15 protein-coding genes and 1 pseudogene are annotated in these 14,946 nt (G+C 73.7%); 11 read left to right on the top strand and 5 right to left on the bottom strand.

Annotation, left to right across the window (positions count from 1 at the left end):
• Position 1 precedes the first annotated feature (1 nt).
• The 4 genes and pseudogenes from fdh to HPC71_RS03930 form a co-directional block, all read left to right on the top strand.
• A pseudogene (gene fdh, locus HPC71_RS03915) lies at positions 2-2,725 on the top strand (formate dehydrogenase); the annotation flags it as partial.
• On the top strand, positions 2,722-3,711 hold the full coding sequence (locus HPC71_RS03920) for a 4Fe-4S dicluster domain-containing protein (protein WP_253943886.1): 990 nt from the start codon (positions 2,722-2,724) through the stop codon (positions 3,709-3,711). The pseudogene fdh and the gene HPC71_RS03920, both read left to right, overlap by 4 nt.
• On the top strand, positions 3,708-4,817 hold the full coding sequence (gene nrfD / locus HPC71_RS03925) for an NrfD/PsrC family molybdoenzyme membrane anchor subunit (RefSeq protein WP_216656538.1): 1,110 nt from the start codon (positions 3,708-3,710) through the stop codon (positions 4,815-4,817). Before HPC71_RS03920 ends, nrfD begins: the two co-directional genes overlap by 4 nt.
• Positions 4,818-4,920: 103 nt before the next feature.
• Positions 4,921-6,156 carry a fatty acid desaturase family protein gene (locus HPC71_RS03930; RefSeq protein WP_154613798.1) on the top strand — a complete coding sequence of 412 codons (1,236 nt, stop codon included), beginning with the start codon at positions 4,921-4,923 and terminating at the stop codon, positions 6,154-6,156.
• 178 nt (positions 6,157-6,334) lie between these two features.
• Here HPC71_RS03930 and HPC71_RS03935 read toward each other — a convergent pair whose 3' ends face one another.
• The 4 genes from HPC71_RS03935 to HPC71_RS03950 form a co-directional block, all read right to left on the bottom strand.
• A complete protein-coding gene (locus tag HPC71_RS03935) occupies positions 6,335-7,078 on the bottom strand; it encodes an MOSC domain-containing protein (protein WP_253943887.1) in 744 nt (247 codons plus the stop codon).
• 35 nt (positions 7,079-7,113) lie between these two features.
• Positions 7,114-8,259 (bottom strand): acyl-CoA dehydrogenase family protein, encoded by a 1,146-nt coding sequence (locus HPC71_RS03940; RefSeq protein ID WP_154613799.1) that lies wholly within the window; start codon positions 8,257-8,259, stop codon positions 7,114-7,116.
• Positions 8,260-8,279: 20 nt separating this feature from the next.
• A complete protein-coding gene (locus HPC71_RS03945) occupies positions 8,280-9,437 on the bottom strand; it encodes an acyl-CoA dehydrogenase family protein (RefSeq protein ID WP_154613800.1) in 1,158 nt (385 codons plus the stop codon).
• A 112-nt stretch (positions 9,438-9,549) separates the two neighbouring features.
• Positions 9,550-9,951 (bottom strand): VOC family protein, encoded by a 402-nt coding sequence (locus HPC71_RS03950; RefSeq protein ID WP_154613801.1) that lies wholly within the window; start codon positions 9,949-9,951, stop codon positions 9,550-9,552.
• Between the two features lie 106 nt (positions 9,952-10,057).
• On the opposite strand from HPC71_RS03950, the gene HPC71_RS03955 reads away from it, so the two are divergent.
• The 4 genes from HPC71_RS03955 to HPC71_RS03970 all read left to right on the top strand — a co-directional run bounded on the left by HPC71_RS03955 (position 10,058) and on the right by HPC71_RS03970 (position 13,081).
• Positions 10,058-11,047, top strand: a complete 990-nt coding sequence (locus HPC71_RS03955; protein WP_154613802.1) for an aldo/keto reductase — start codon at positions 10,058-10,060, stop codon at positions 11,045-11,047.
• Positions 11,044-11,403 (top strand): rhodanese-like domain-containing protein, encoded by a 360-nt coding sequence (locus HPC71_RS03960; RefSeq protein WP_154613803.1) that lies wholly within the window; start codon positions 11,044-11,046, stop codon positions 11,401-11,403. Before HPC71_RS03955 ends, HPC71_RS03960 begins: the two co-directional genes overlap by 4 nt.
• Before the next feature lie 44 nt (positions 11,404-11,447).
• Positions 11,448-12,596, top strand: coding sequence for a 23S rRNA (uracil(747)-C(5))-methyltransferase RlmC (gene rlmC / locus HPC71_RS03965; protein ID WP_154613804.1), 1,149 nt, complete (start codon positions 11,448-11,450; stop codon positions 12,594-12,596).
• Positions 12,597-12,670: 74 nt separating this feature from the next.
• Entirely contained in the window at positions 12,671-13,081 is a 411-nt protein-coding gene (locus HPC71_RS03970; RefSeq protein ID WP_171896127.1) for a hypothetical protein, read from the top strand.
• Between the two features lie 39 nt (positions 13,082-13,120).
• Here the strand turns inward: HPC71_RS03970 and HPC71_RS03975 are convergent, their stop codons facing one another.
• Positions 13,121-13,510, bottom strand: coding sequence for a DUF2237 family protein (locus HPC71_RS03975; protein WP_154613805.1), 390 nt, complete (start codon positions 13,508-13,510; stop codon positions 13,121-13,123).
• 84 nt (positions 13,511-13,594) lie between these two features.
• On the opposite strand from HPC71_RS03975, the gene HPC71_RS03980 reads away from it, so the two are divergent.
• From HPC71_RS03980 to HPC71_RS03990, 3 genes are read left to right on the top strand one after another with little or no spacing between them, the layout of a single operon-like run.
• On the top strand, positions 13,595-13,738 hold the full coding sequence (locus tag HPC71_RS03980; protein WP_154613806.1) for a hypothetical protein: 144 nt from the start codon (positions 13,595-13,597) through the stop codon (positions 13,736-13,738).
• A 36-nt stretch (positions 13,739-13,774) separates the two neighbouring features.
• Entirely contained in the window at positions 13,775-14,398 is a 624-nt protein-coding gene (locus HPC71_RS03985; protein WP_171896128.1) for a dienelactone hydrolase family protein, read from the top strand.
• A 5-nt stretch (positions 14,399-14,403) separates the two neighbouring features.
• Positions 14,404-14,928 (top strand): gluconokinase, encoded by a 525-nt coding sequence (locus HPC71_RS03990; RefSeq protein WP_154613807.1) that lies wholly within the window; start codon positions 14,404-14,406, stop codon positions 14,926-14,928.
• Positions 14,929-14,946 lie beyond the last annotated feature (18 nt).

Consider the following 14,946-nt stretch of genomic DNA (forward strand, 5'->3'; position numbering starts at 1 on the left):
GGTCCCCGGTCTGGGGACCTCGTTCGGGCGCGGCGGCGCCACAGGCTTCCTGCAGGACCTGTCCAACGCTGACTGCATCGTCATCCAGGGCTCCAACATGGCCGAGGCCCACCCCGTGGGCTTCCAGTGGGTCATGGAGGCGAAGGCCCGCGGGGCGAAGGTCATCCACGTCGACCCGCGCTTCACGCGGACCAGCGCGCTCGCGGACCAGTTCGTCCCGCTGCGCGTCGGCACCGACATCGCGTTCCTCGGCGGGATCATCAACTACGTCCTGAGCAACGAGCTCGACTTCCGCGAGTACGTCGTGAACTACACCAACGCCGCGACGATCGTCAGCGAGCAGTACGTCGACCTCGACGACCTCGACGGGCTCTTCTCCGGCTTCGACCCCGAGACGCGGACCTACGACCCCGAGTCCTGGCAGTACGCCTCCCAGGAGGGTGAGGCCGACGACCGGCAGGACCACCAGACGCAGCGGGAGACCGCGTCCGGCATGCAGCACGAGACGCACGGCATGAGCGTCGACGGCGAGGTCCAGCGCGACGAGACCCTCCAGCACCCGAACTGCGTCTACCAGGTGCTCAAGCGGCACTTCGCCCGGTACACCCCCGAGATGGTCTCGAGCACGTGCGGCGTGAGCGAGGAGGCGTTCCTCGAGGTCTGCCGCGCCTGGACAGACAACTCCAAGCGGGACCGGACCACCGCGCTCGTCTACAGCGTCGGCTGGACCCAGCACAGCGTCGGCGTGCAGTACATCCGCACCGGCGCGATCCTCCAGCTGCTGCTGGGCAACATGGGTCGCCCCGGTGGCGGGATCATGGCGCTGCGCGGGCACGCGAGCATCCAGGGCTCCACCGACATCCCGACGCTGTTCAACCTCCTGCCGGGCTACCTGCCGATGCCGAACGCCGAGGACCACCAGTCCTTCGACCAGTGGATCGACGCCGTCCGCAACCCCGGTGCCAAGGGCTTCTGGTCCAAGGCCGGGGCCTACGCCACGAGCATGCTCAAGGCGTGGTGGGGCGAGCACGCGACCGCGGAGAACGGCTACTGCTTCGACTACCTGCCGCGGATCACGGGCGACCACGGGACCTACCGGACCGTGCTCGACATGATCGACGGCAAGGTCAAGGGCTACTTCCTGCTCGGGCAGAACCCCGCCGTCGGCTCCGCCCACGGCAAGGCCCAGCGCCTGGGCATGGCCAACCTCGACTGGCTGGTCGTGCGCGACCTGTTCGAGATCGAGAGCGCGTCGTTCTGGAAGGACGCGCCCGAGATCGAGACCGGCGAGATCGTCACCGAGGAGTGCCGCACCGAGGTCTTCCTCATGCCCGCCGCCTCCCACGTGGAGAAGGAGGGCACCTTCACCCAGACCCACCGGATGCTCCAGTGGCGCGAGAAGGCCGTCGAGCCGCCGGGCGACTGCCGCTCGGAGCTGTGGTTCTTCTTCCACCTCGGCCGGATGATCCGCGAGCGGCTCGCCGGCTCGACCGACGAGCGCGACCGCCCGCTGCTCGACCTGACCTGGGACTACCCGCTGCTCGGGGAGACCCAGGACCCCGACGCCGAGGCCGTGCTCGCCGAGATCAACGGCTTCGAGGTGGCGACCGGCCGCCCGCTGTCGACCTTCACCGAGATGGCCGACGACGGGTCCACGGCCGGCGGCTGCTGGATCTACACCGGGGTCATGAAGGACGGCGTCAACCAGGCCGCCCGCCGCAAGCCCGGCAACGAGCAGGACTGGGTCGCCGCCGAGTGGGGCTGGACCTGGCCCGCCAACCGCCGCACGCTCTACAACCGCGCGTCGGCCGACCCCGAGGGCCGCCCGTGGAGCGAGCGGAAGGCCTACGTCTGGTGGGACGAGGAGCAGGAGCGGTGGACCGGCCACGACGTGCCGGACTTCGAGGTGACCAAGCCGCCGACGTACCGCCCCGAGCAGGGGGAGGACGGCATCAAGGGCATCGCCGGCGACGACCCGTTCATCATGCAGGGCGACGGGAAGGGCAGCCTGTTCGTGCCGCAGGGGCTCATCGACGGGCCGCTGCCGGCGCACTACGAGCCCGTCGAGTCGCCGTTCCGCAACCCGATCTACGGCCAGCAGGCCAACCCCACGCGCAAGGAGTACCCCCGCCAGGACAACCGGATGAACCCCAGCCCGCCCGAGGACGGGCACGGGGTCTTCCCGTTCGTCTTCACCACCAGCCGGCTGACCGAGCACCACACGGCCGGCGGGATGAGCCGGTACGTCGCCCGGCTGGCCGAGCTCCAGCCGGAGATGTTCATCGAGGTCAGCCCGGAGCTGGCCACCGAGCGCGGGCTGGAGAACGGCGGCTGGTGCCACGTGGTGACCGCCCGCGCGGCCGTCGAGGGACGGGTGCTCGTGACCGAGCGGCTCACCCCGCTGCGGGTCGAGGGGCGGACCGTCCACCAGGTGTGGCTGCCCTACCACTGGGGCACGGGTGGCCTGGTGACCGGCGACTCCGCCAACGACCTGTTCGGCATCTCGCTGGACCCCAACGTGCTGATCCAGGAGACCAAGGTGGGCACCTGTGACGTCCTCCCGGGCCGACGGCCGACGGGCCGCGCGATGGTCGACCTCGTGACGGCCTACCAGAAGCGCGCCGGGGTCTTCGACGACCGCACCGTCCCGATCGTCACCACCGGCCCGGGCGCGGCCGGCGACGACGAGGGCGACCCGACCGGCGGCGGAGGTGGCGCGTCGTGAGCTGGACGATCAGCGAGAACTCCTTCTGGGGCCCCCTCGACCCCGCGGCCGACGCCGGCTACGACGAGGACCGGCCCAAGCGGAAGGGGTTCTTCACCGACACCTCGATCTGCATCGGCTGCAAGGCCTGCGAGGTGGCCTGCAAGGAGTGGAACGACGTCCCGGCGGACCACTTCGACATGACCGCGACGTCCTACGACAACAGCCACTCGCTCAACGCCAACCAGTGGCGCCACGTGGCCTTCATCGAGCAGCCCAAGCGGCTCGGCCAGCAGGACTCCGGCCTGCGGGCGACCGCGGGATCGGTCGACCTCGGGATGCCCGCGATGCCGGCCGCCTTCACCGAGGGGGCCGGGGAGGGCGCGGCCGAGCGGCTGGCCAACGGCGCCGACGGCCGGCCCGACTTCCGCTGGCTGATGTCCTCGGACGTGTGCAAGCACTGCACCCACGCGGCCTGCCTCGACGTCTGCCCGACCGGCTCGCTGTTCCGCACCGAGTTCGGCACCGTGGTGGTGCAGGACGACATCTGCAACGGCTGCGGGTACTGCGTGCCGGCCTGCCCCTACGGCGTGATCGAGCGGCGCAAGGGCCCCGACGGCGCCAAGAACGTCGGCATCGCCCAGAAGTGCACGCTCTGCTACGACCGGCTCGACGCGGGCAAGACGCCCGCCTGCGCGCAGGCCTGCCCGACCCAGTCGATCCAGTACGGCGACGTCGAGGAGCTCCGCGAACGGGCCAACCAGCGGGTCGAGCAGCTGCACGAGGCCGGCATCATGGATGCCCGGCTCTACGGCAACGACCCCGCGGACGGCGTCGGCGGCACGGGCGCGTTCTTCCTGCTGCTCGACGAGCCGGAGGTCTACGGCTTCCCGCCGGACCCGGTGGTCACCACCAAGGACCTCCCGCAGATGTTCAACCGGGCGACCGCCGCCGCCGCCACCCTGCTGGCCGGCGCCGCCCTGGCGTTCCTGGGGAGGCGCGGATGAGCCCCGACCCCACGAGCGACCCGCAGACCGGCGCGGGAACCGGCCCGGAGACCGTCCACCGGCCCGGGGCCGGGGTCGGCGCCGTCCCCGGCGCGGCCGGTGGCGGCCGTCGCCGGCGCCGAGGCGGTGGCGGTCGCGGCGGGGACCGGTCGATGGTCCCCGAGGCGGAGTTCACCTCCTACTACGGCCGGCCGATCGTCAAGCCCTCGCCGTGGGAGGCCGACATCCCGGCGTACCTCTTCGCCGGCGGGCTCGCGGCCGGGTCCTCCCTGCTCGCCGCGGGCGCCGACCTGACCGGCCGCCCGGCGATGCGTCGCTCGGGCCGGATCACCGCGCTGGGGGCGCTCGGCGTCTCGATGGTCGCCCTCGTGCACGACCTCGGCACACCGAGCCGGTTCTACAACATGCTCCGGGTCGCGAAGCTGACCTCGCCGATGTCGGTCGGCACCTGGATCCTCTCCGCCTACGGTCCCTTCGCGGTGGCCGCGGCGGGCGCCGAGGTCGTCGGCATGCTGCCGCCGCGCTGGCGCACCCGCGGTCCGCTGGGGCTGGTGCCGTACGTCGAGCGGCCCTCCGGCGTGGTGGCCGCGCTCCTCGCGCCGGCGGTCGCGTCGTACACCGCGGTCCTGCTCTCCGACACCGCCACCCCGTCGTGGCACTCCGCCTACCGTGAGCTGCCGTTCGTCTTCGTCGGCTCGGCCGCGGCCGCGTCCGCGGGGATGGCGATGATCACCGCGCCGGTCGCGGAGACCGGCCCGGCCCGCCGCTTCGCGGTCGCCGGCGCCACGTTGGAGCTGGTCATGGAGCACCGCATGGAGCAGTCCATGGGGATCACCGCCGAGCCGCTCCACGAGGGCAAGGCCGGCCGGCTGATGCGTGCGGCCAAGGCGCTCACCGTCGCCGGCGCCGTCGGGTCCCTGCTCGCCGGTCGCAGCCGGGCCGTCGCCGCGCTCTCCGGGGCCGCGCTCATGGCGGGCTCGGCGTGCACCCGGTTCGGGGTGTTCGAGGCCGGCCAGGAGTCGGCGAAGGACCCGAAGTACACCGTCGTCCCGCAGCGCCAGCGGCTCGCCGAGCAGGGGCCCGTCCGGCACGACGCACCCTCCTGATGGCCGCCGCGCGGACCGAGGACCAGGTGTCGGGTGACGCACGTCAAGGTCAAATGTCGACCCTGCGGATGTACGTCGACCGGGGATCGGGCACCGTAGGTCCATGACGGTGACTCGGGACGACCTCACGACGGCCCCTCCCGCTGTGGCGCACGAGCCCGGCGGCCGGTCGGTCACGCAGGTCACGCAGGTCGAGAAGCGCTACCCCGGCGGGCTGACCGCCGAGCAGGTCGAGGAGATCGGGCGGGAGCTCGACGCGATCCGCCAGGAGGTCCTCGACGACCGCGGCGAGATCGACGCGGCGTACATCCGCCGGGTCATCCGCGTGCAGCGCGCCCTCGAGCTCGGCAGCCGGGTGGCGCTCATCGCCGCCGGCCGCAACAAGCTCGTCTGGGTGCTCGGCACGGTCGGGCTGACCACGGCCAAGGCGCTGGACAACATGGAGATCGGCCACAACGTCCTGCACGGGCAGTGGGACTGGATGCGCGACCCGAAGATCCACTCCTCGACCTGGGACTGGGACCACGCCTCCCCGGCCGCGCAGTGGAAGCGGGCGCACAACGAGGTCCACCACCGCTACACCAACATCCTGGGCCGCGACAACGACCTGGGCTACGGGATCCTGCGCGTCGACGAGGCGCAGCCCTGGCGCCCGCGCCACCTGATCCAGCCGGCCTGGAACTTCGTCACCGCCTGCATCTTCGAGTACGGCATCGCGATGTACGACCTCGACTTCGGTGAGCACCTGCGCGAGAAGAAGAAGATGTCGCCGGAGAAGCGTGCGGAGGTCCGGGCCGCGCTGCACAAGGTGCGCAAGCAGGTCACCAAGGACTTCGTGGTCCACCCGCTGCTCAGCGGGCCCGGCTGGCGCGCGACGCTCGCCGCCAACGCCGTCGCGGTCCTCGGCCGCAACGTCTGGAGCCACTCCGTCATCATGTGCGGCCACTTCCCCGAGGGCGTGGAGACCTTCGAGGAGTCCGAGCTCGACGAGAACGAGACGCGCGCCCAGTGGTACCTGCGCCAGATGCTCGGCTCGGCGAACATCTCCGGCTCCAAGTTCATGCACCTGATGACCGGCAACCTGTCCCACCAGATCGAGCACCACTGCTTCCCGGACCTGCCCAGCCGGCGGTACGGCGAGATCGCCCCCCGGATGCGCGCGATCTTCGACCGGTACGGCCTCTCCTACAACGCCCGCCCGCTCCCGCAGCAGGTCGCCAGCGCCTGGCACAAGGTCGTCCGGCTCTCCCTCCCGAACGGCTGGCTCGCCGAGACCAACCGCCGCAACCTCGGCCGGCAGCTGCGCAAGCTCGCCCGCCCGGAGCCCGCCCCCGCCTGAGCCCCCAGCCTCCACCCCCGAGCCCGCCGAGTCGGCACTTCCGGCGGGCCGAGTCGGCACTTGTGGCGCCCCGAGTCGGCACTTGCGACGTACGAAGTGCTGACTCGACCTGTCACAAGTGCGGTTTCGGCGCGCGACAGGTGCTGTTTCGGCGCGCCAGAAGTGCGGTCTCGGCGGGCTAGAAGTGCGGACTCGGCGTGACGGTGCCGGGCACGACGACCTCGGCGTCGACGCCGAGGAGGAGGTCGCCGGTCGCCCCGCGGGGTCGGTACGTCGCCAGCGCGGCGAGCACGCCGCCGCCCCGCTCGCCGGTGACCGGGTCGAGGTCGACCACGGCGCAGCGCGGCACGCGGGAGGTGACCCGCACGCGGGCCGGCCCCAGGTCGACCTCCGCGCCGACCCACGCGTCCTCGGCGTGCGGCTCGTCGGCCTCGACCACGAAGGTCGGCCGGAAGCGGGCGGCGAGGTCGTCGACCGCGAGGCCGGTCCGCGACGCGAGCGCGTGCAGCGTGCCGGTGGAGACGAGGGTGACCGCGCCGGCGTACACGACCCCGCCCGGGGGCGCCGCCGCGAGTCGCACCGACGTCCCGAGGTGGGCCGAGAGGAGCGCCGCGTGCGGCCCGTCGAGCAGGTCGAGCGCGACCGGGCGGCCCCAGTAGTCGCAGGTGAGCGGGGCGCCCGAGGGCACGACCGGACCGGCGGCGACCGCGCCGGACGGCAGGGTGAGGGTCAGCCCGTCCGGGGACGTGACCGCAGCGACGGCGACGAGCGACGGGTGCTGCACGGTGCGCAGCACCCGCCGCCGGTCGACGTCCACGAGGCACCAGGCCCGGTCGCCCACCGGCCCGAGCCGGGAGAGCGTGACCGCGTCGTACGCCTGGTGCCGGGTGCCCTTGACCGGCGCGAAGCCGGCCCGGACCACCCGAGGGGTGGGCCGGGCCGGGGCGCCGACGGTGCTCAGGGCAGCGGGTCGACTTCCGCGTGGTCGCCCACCGTCGCGGCGAGCGCGCGCAGGTGGAACGTCGCGTCGCCGAGGAGGTGGTCGAGGAAGGTCAGCCGGCTGGTGTAGGCGCCGATGGAGTACTCCGCGGTCATGCCGATGCCGCCGTGGAGCTGGATCGCCTCCTGGCCGATGTGCCGGCCGGCCCGCGCGACCTGCAGTGACGCGCGCCGCGCCGCCTCGGCGATCTCCGCCGGCGAGCCGGAGGCGACCACCATCGTCGCCCAGACGGCGAGCGACTTGGCGAGCTCCAGGGAGATGTACATGTCCGCCGCGCGGAACGTCAGCGCCTGGAAGGTGTTGAGCGTGACGCCGAACTGCTTGCGCGAGGTGAGGTACGCCGAGGTGGTGCGCAGCGCGGTCTCCATCGCGCCGACGGCCTCGTTGCACGCCATGATCCGCGCCAGGTCGGTGACGGTGGCGATCGAGGCCGCCACGTCCGCGCCGGGCTCCCCGAGCGGGGTCGCGGGCGTGGCCTCGAAGGTCACCTTCGCCGCGCGGCCGCCGTCGTGCGTGGCGTACCCGGTGCGGGTCAGGCCCGCGGCGTCGCCGGGCACCAGGAACAGCCCGGTGCCGCCGGAGGGCAGCATCGCGCTGACCACCAGCACGTCGGCGCGGGCGCCCTGCGGCACCGGCTCCTTGGTGCCGGTCAGCGTCCACGCCCCGCCGTCCTCGCCGGCGGTGACCTCGGTGGCGTCGTCGGTCCAGCGGCGGCCGGGCTCGGCCAGCGCCGGGGCGAGCACGCTCTGCCCGGCGCTCAGCGCGCCGAGCACCTCGGCCCGCTGCTCGGCGGTGCCGACCGCGCTGACCAGCCCGCCGGCCCACACCACGGAGGTGAGGTACGGCTCGGGGGCGACCACGCGACCGAGCTCCTCGGCCACGACCGAGATCTCGACCGGGCCGGCGCCGACGCCGCCGTCGTCCTCGCTGAAGGGCAGGCCGAGCAGGCCCATCTCGGCCATCCGCCCCCACTGCGCCTCGTCGAAGCCGGGGTCGGCAGCGACGGTCTGGCGCCGCTGCTCGTAGTCGGAGTAGGCCTTGCCGACCAGGCCGCGGACGGCCTCGCGCAGCGCCTGCTGCTCCTCGTCGTAGGTGAAGTCCATGAGAGTCCCTTCCCGTCCCGTCAGAGGCCGAGGATCGTCTTGGCGATGATCTGGCGCTGCACCTCGTTGGAGCCGCCGTAGATCGAGGCCTTGCGGAGGTTGAGGTACGCCGGGGTGGCGCGGCGCGACCACCAGGGCAGGTCGGAGTCGTCCCCGGCGCCGGAGGCGAGCGAGGCCGGGCCGGCGAGGTCGACGACCAGCTCGGAGACCGCCTGCTGCAGCTCGGTGCCCTTGAGCTTGAGCACCGAGGAGGCCGGGTGCGGCTTGCCGTCGGCGGAGTGCGCGACCACGCGCAGCGCGGTCAGCTCGAGGGCGAGCAGCTCGTTCTCCAGCTCGGCGATCCGGCTCGCGGTGAGCACGTCGTCGAGCTGGCCGGTCTCCCGCGCCCAGTCCTTGGCCTGGGCCAGGACCCGCTTGGTGCCGCCCACAGGGGCGACGCCGACGCGCTCGTTGCCGAGGAGGAACTTGGCCTGGGTCCAGCCGGAGTTCAGCTCACCGACCATGTTCTCGGCCGGGACGCGGACGTCCTCGAACCACACCTCGTTGACCTCGTGGCCGCCGTCGATGAGCTCGATCGGGCGGACGGTCAGGCCGGGGGACGTCATGTCGATGAGCAGCATCGAGATGCCCGCCTGCTTCTTCACCTCCGGGTCGGTGCGGACCAGGGTGAAGATCCAGTCGCCGTACTGGCCCAGCGTCGTCCACGTCTTCTGGCCGTTGACGACGAACTCGTCGCCGTCGCGGACCGCGGTCGTGCGCAGGGAGGCCAGGTCGGAGCCGGCGTCGGGCTCGGAGAAGCCCTGGGACCACCAGATGTCGAGGTTCGCCGTCGCCGGCAGGAACCGCTCCTTGATCTCCTGGGAGCCGAAGTGGGCGATCACCGGCCCGATCATCGAGGCGTTGAACGGCAGCGGAGCGGGCACGTCGGCGCGCTGCATCTCCTCGTGCCAGATGTGGCGCCGCAGCGGGGACCAGTCCTTGCCTCCCCACTCCACCGGCCAGTTCGGCACGGCGAGGCCGTGGGCGTTGAGCACCCGCTGGCTCTCGATGATCTGGTCCTTGGTCAGCTCGCGGCGGTTCGCGACGGCGTCGCGGATCTCCTGCGGGACCTCGGTGGTGAAGAACGCCCGCATCTCGTCGCGGAACGCGGCATCCTCGGCGGACAGCTCCAGCTGCATCGGCAACCTCCCGGCTCGCACCGCACGGCCGGCCGGCCGCGCGGGTGCCACCGTAGTCGGGTGGACCGAGCGGGCGCTCTGTGCCGGGCGCCCAACGACGGTGGTCGGCTGGTCAGCCGACGTCGACCATCCACTGCACGCCGTACCGGTCCTTGAGCTGGCCGAACAGGTCGCCCCACATCTGCTTCTCCAGCGGCACGTGCACCTCGCCGCCCTCGGCCAGCGCGTGGAACCAGCCGGACAGCCGTGCCTCGTCGTCGCCGCTCAGGGTGATCGAGACCGTCGCGTCGCCGGGGCTCAGGGTGGTCCCGGGCGGCAGATCGGAGGCCATGAACATCAGGCCGTCCTCGGTGCGGAGCATCGAGTGCATGACCCCGTCCGAGCCGGGCCCGTCCATCCCGTGGTCGGCGAAGGTGTCGACGGTGAGGTCCCCGCCGAGCACCGAGTGGTAGAAGCTCATCGCCTCGCGCGTGGTGCCGTCGAAGTGCAGGTAGGGGCTGAGCTGGACGGGCATGGTCGCCTCCGGGTGTGGGGTGGGTTCACCGGCTCCGACCGACCCCGGGTCGCCGACTCATCGGCCGCCGCCCGGCCGTTTCGCCCGGTCGGGGAGGATGAGGCCCATGGACGCACGCACCCTCGGACGCACCGGCCGCGACGTCTCGGTCGTGGGCCTGGGCACCTGGCAGCTCGGCGCGGACTGGGGCGAGGTCAGCGAGGCCGACGCCCGCGCGGTGCTGGAGGCCTCGGTCGCCTCGGGCGTGACCTTCCTCGACACCGCCGACGTGTACGGCGACGGCCGCAGCGAGCAGGTCATCGGCGCGTTCCTGCGCGACCACGACGGCCTCACGGTGGCCACGAAGATGGGCCGCCGCGTCGACCAGGTCCCGGAGAACTACCGCCTCGACGCCTTCCGCGAGTGGACCGACCGGTCCCGCCGCAACCTCGGCGTCGACACCCTCGACCTGGTGCAGCTGCACTGCCCGCCGAGCGCGACGATCGCCGACGACGCGACGTACGACGCCCTCGACACGCTCGTCGCCGACGGCGCCGTCGCGGCGTACGGCGTCTCGGTCGAGACCGCCGACCAGGCGCTCGCCGCGATCGCGCGCCCGCACGTCGCCAGCGTCCAGATCATCCTCAACGCCTTCCGGCTCAAGCCGCTGGACCGCGTCCTGCCCGCCGCGCAGGAGGCCGGCGTCGGGATCATCGCGCGCGTCCCGCTCGCCTCGGGCCTGCTCTCGGGGCGCTACGACGAGCAGACCACCTTCGCCGCCGACGACCACCGCACCTACAACCGCGACGGCAGCGCCTTCGACAAGGGCGAGACCTTCTCCGGCGTCGACTTCGCCACCGGCGTCGCCGCCGCGCGGGAGTTCTCCCGGCTCGCCGCGGAGCACGGCCCGGAGGGCGCCACCCCCGCCCAGGTCGCGCTGGCCTGGGTCTGGCAGCAGCCCGGCGTCACCACGGTCATCCCCGGCGCCCGCAACCCCGAGCAGGCGCGCGCCAACGCGGCCGCCGGCTCGCTGCCGCCCCTGTCCGCGGAGCTGCTCTCCGGCGTCCGCGGGCTCTACGACAGCTACTTCCGAGAGGCGGTGCACGGCCAGTGGTGAGGATCCTGCTGCTCCCGTTCCTCCTCGTCGGCCTGCTCGGCCTCGGCGCGTGCGCCGAGGACACCAGCGAGATCGAGCGGCTGATCGACCGCGGGGCGACCGTGCTCGACGTGCGCACCCCCGAGGAGTACGCCGCCGGGCACATCGACGGCGCGGCCAACCTCGACCTCGGGGCCGAGGACTTCCGCGACCGCGTCGACGAGCTGCCGCGCGACACCTACTACGTCGTCTACTGCGCGTCCGGCGCCCGCGCGACCCGCGCGATCGAGGTGATGCGCGGCCTGGGGTTCGGCAGCGTCGTCAACGGCGGCGGCTACGACGCCCTCGCCGACCTCGGCCTCCCGACGACGGAGTGACCCGGAGTGCCCCGGCCAGTGACCCGCCCAGTGACCCGTCCGAGATGGAGCTGACCCGGTCGGTGGCCGTCCGGTGCGACTACTTCGACACCGGACGGTGCCGGTCGTGCACCCTGCTCGACCAGCCCTACCCGACCCAGCTCGCCGAGAAGCAGCGCGAGGTCGCCGCGCTGCTGCCGACCCCCGCGGCCGGGTGGTCCGAGCCGGTCGCCTCCGCACCCGCCGGCTTCCGCAACAAGGCCAAGATGGTCGTCGGCGGGACGGCCGCGGCCCCGACCCTCGGCATCCTCGACCGGGACCTCGCCGGCGTCGACCTGCGCGAGTGCCGGCTCCACACGCCGGGCCTCCACGACGCGCTGCCGGTGCTCGCCGACTTCATCGCCCGCGCCGACCTGGCGCCGTACGACGTCGCGCAGCGGCGCGGGGAGCTCAAGCACCTGCTGGTCACGGAGTCGCCGGCCGGTGAGCTGATGGTGCGGTTCGTCTGCCGCTCCCAGGAGCCGGTGGCGCGGCTGCGCAAGCACCTGCCCTGGCTGCTCGAGCGACTCCCGGTCGCGGTCGCGACGGTCAACCTCCAGCCCGACCACAAGGCCGTGCTCGAGGGGGAGCGCGAGCTGGTGCTGACCCCGTCCTCGACGCTCGCGATGCCGCTCGGGGCGGTCACCCTGCACCTGCGCCCGCGCAGCTTCTTCCAGACCAACACCGCGATGGCGGTCGCGCTGTACGCCGAGGCGTCGGCCTGGGTCGCCGAGCTCGCGCCTGCCTCGGTGTGGGACCTCTACTGCGGGGTCGGCGGGTTCGCGCTGCACCTCGCGGCGCCCGGCCGGGCCGTCACTGGCGTGGAGATCTCCGCGGAGGCGGTGCGCTCCGCGGAGCACAGCGCCGCGGCGGCCGGCCTGTCGGACGCGCGGTTCGTGGCCGGCGACGCGACGGCGTACGCGCTCGACGCGGCGGGGGACACGCGGCCCGACCTCGTCGTCGTCAACCCGCCCCGGCGCGGCATCGGCGACCAGCTCGCCGGGTGGCTGGAGGGCTCCGGGGTCCCGCACGTGCTCTACTCCAGCTGCAACGCCCGGACGCTCGCGGCCGACCTGGCGGCCATGCCGTCCTACGCCCCGGTCCGCGGGCGGCTGCTCGACATGTTCCCCAACACCCGCCACTACGAGGTGCTGGTCCTGCTGCGCAGGCGGTGACGCACGACTCGCTGCCGGGCGGGTCGGCGGACCCGCGCGCGAGCGCTGGACAGGGGTCCGTAGATTGGGTCGACGTGGCCGAGGACTACTGCGAGCTGTGCGACCTCCCGCTGAGCCAGTGCGTGCACGGGCGCCCCGAGCCGGTGCCGGTGCCGGCCGAGAAGGCCGCCCCCGTCCGCACCCGGACCCCGGCGCGCGTGCCCGGCACCCCGGTGAAGAAGGCCCCGCCGCGCAAGTGGACCTCGCCCGACGAGCTCAAGGCGCCCATCGTCGCGCTGCTCCAGGAGCACGGCGGCGAGCTGCCGGCCGACGAGGTCTTCCCCGCGCTCGACGAGCTGCTCGGCGAGGCCCTGCGCCCCGGTGACCGCGACCCCTCGCCCACCGGCGAGCCGCGCTGGCAGCTCGCGGCCCGCAAGGCGCGCCGCGCGCTTCAGGACGAGGGCGTCATCGAGCCCGGTACGCCGGGCGTGTGGCGCCTGCGCTGAGCCTGCTGGGTCGGCCGGGCCGTCTGGGCCGGAGAGCGGTCAACCGAGCGAGCTGAGGTCGGGCGGCACGTCGACGGCGTGCTCCTCGAGCAGCTCGATCCGGACCACCTCCAGCGCCCGCTCGTTGGTCGCGGCCAGCACGACCGGCGCGGCGGCGCCGGCCTGGTAGGACTGCAGCCACCGACCCGCCACCACGCACCACGGGTCACCCGGGTGCAGCCCGGGGAAGTGCCACTCGGGCCGCGGCGTCGTCAGGTCGTTGCCGACCGAGCGCTGGTGCTCGAGGAAGTCGGCGGTCATCACCGCGCACACCGCGTGCAGCCCGACGTCGTCGGAGCCGCACGAGCAGCTCCCGTCGCGGTAGAAGCCGGTCAGCGGGTCGGTGCCACAGGGCACCAGCTCCCCGCCCAGCACGTTGCGCTCGCCCATGGCCGCCAGCGTAGGACCAGCCCCGGCCCGCGCGGTGCCGAAAACACCTCGACAGCCCTCGGCACGTCCCGCCACGATGGCGCCATGTACGCCGCCACGCGCCCCCGGCCGCGAGGGTCCTGGCGCGCGTTGAGCCGGGAGCAGAAGCAGGCCCGCCTCCAGCGGCTCCGGGAGCGCCAGCGGCGCGAGGTCGAGCTCGAGATCCGTCGGCTCGGCCCGCTGGACTGAGGTCCGCCTGAGGTCCGCCGCGGGTACCGTGCGCCGGTGAGCCAGCCCCGTCTCGTCGCCACCCGCACGCCGCCCCGGGCGGAGGCGGTCGTGCTCGTGCTGCACGGCGGCGACCAGCGGCCCGAGGACCCGCTCGTCAGCCCGTGGCAGCTCTCGGTGCTGCGGATGGTGCCCGTCGCGGCGCGCATCGCCCGCGCCGGTCGCGGGCGGCTGGCGGTGCACCGCGTCCTCAACGCCCGGCGCGGGTGGGGGACGGGCCGCACCCCGGTCGACGACGCCCGCTGGGCGATGGACCGGGTGGGGGAGCGGTACGGCGACCTGCCGGTCGGCCTCGTCGGCCACTCGCTCGGCGGGCGGGCCGCGCTGCTGGCCGGCCAGGACCCGCGGGTGGCCGCGGTCGTGGCGCTCAACCCGTGGCTGCACCGCGCCGACGACGCCGACCTCGCGGGACGGCGGGTGCTCCTCGTGCACGGCACCGAGGACCGGGTGGCCGCGCCCGAGCGAGCGCGGGCGGTCGCCGATCGGCTGCGCCGCCGGGCCGACGTCGAGTGGCGCGAGGTCCCGGGGGCCGGGCACGCGATGCTCCGGCACCGGCCGGTCTTCGAGCGGGCGGCGGCCGACTTCCTCACCGAGACGCTGCTGCCGCCCGGCGTACGGTGACGCGCATGGGCCACCTGCTCGTCGTCATGGGCGTCTCGGGGTCGGGCAAGTCGACGGTGGGGGCCGCGCTCGCGCGGCGACTGGGGGTGCCGTTCGCGGACGCCGACGACCTCCACCCGGCGGCCAACATCGCGAAGATGTCGCGCGGTGAGCCCCTCGACGACGGCGATCGCCGACCCTGGCTGGAGGAGGTCGGCCGGTGGCTGGCCCGCCACCTCGACGGCGGGGTGATGAGCTGCTCGGCGCTGAAGCGGGCCTACCGCGACCAGCTGCGCCACCACGCCCCCGCTACCACCTTCGTGCTGCTCGACGGCGACCCTGACGTGATCGCCCGCCGGCAGTCCGTGCGCGCCGGGCACTTCATGCCCGCGTCGCTGTTGACCTCGCAGCTCGCGACGCTCGAGCCGTTGGAGCCCGACGAGGGCGGCATCGTGCTCGACGTCGACCAGGGCGTGGACGCGATCGTGCAGGCGTACCTGGACGCCGTCGAGGCACGGGGCCGCGGCCGCCGGGGCGGGGCCCGAAGCTGATCGCATTCGCGTCTCAAC

The organism is Nocardioides marmotae, from assembly GCF_013177455.1.
In the GTDB taxonomy this organism is placed as follows: domain Bacteria; phylum Actinomycetota; class Actinomycetes; order Propionibacteriales; family Nocardioidaceae; genus Nocardioides; species Nocardioides marmotae.

Bases quoted from the DNA above. Each gene is read 5' to 3' on its own strand.
- nrfD (WP_216656538.1), top strand. From the start codon at position 3,708: ATGAGCCCCGACCCCACGAGCGACCCGCAGACCGGCGCGGGAACCGGC.
- HPC71_RS03930 (WP_154613798.1), top strand. From the start codon at position 4,921: ATGACGGTGACTCGGGACGACCTCACGACGGCCCCTCCCGCTGTGGCG.
- HPC71_RS03940 (WP_154613799.1), bottom strand. From the start codon at position 8,259: ATGGACTTCACCTACGACGAGGAGCAGCAGGCGCTGCGCGAGGCCGTC.
- HPC71_RS03945 (WP_154613800.1), bottom strand. From the start codon at position 9,437: ATGCAGCTGGAGCTGTCCGCCGAGGATGCCGCGTTCCGCGACGAGATG.
- HPC71_RS03950 (WP_154613801.1), bottom strand. From the start codon at position 9,951: ATGCCCGTCCAGCTCAGCCCCTACCTGCACTTCGACGGCACCACGCGC.
- HPC71_RS03955 (WP_154613802.1), top strand. From the start codon at position 10,058: ATGGACGCACGCACCCTCGGACGCACCGGCCGCGACGTCTCGGTCGTG.
- rlmC (WP_154613804.1), top strand. From the start codon at position 11,448: ATGGAGCTGACCCGGTCGGTGGCCGTCCGGTGCGACTACTTCGACACC.
- HPC71_RS03975 (WP_154613805.1), bottom strand. From the start codon at position 13,510: ATGGGCGAGCGCAACGTGCTGGGCGGGGAGCTGGTGCCCTGTGGCACC.
- HPC71_RS03980 (WP_154613806.1), top strand. From the start codon at position 13,595: ATGTACGCCGCCACGCGCCCCCGGCCGCGAGGGTCCTGGCGCGCGTTG.
- HPC71_RS03990 (WP_154613807.1), top strand. From the start codon at position 14,404: ATGGGCCACCTGCTCGTCGTCATGGGCGTCTCGGGGTCGGGCAAGTCG.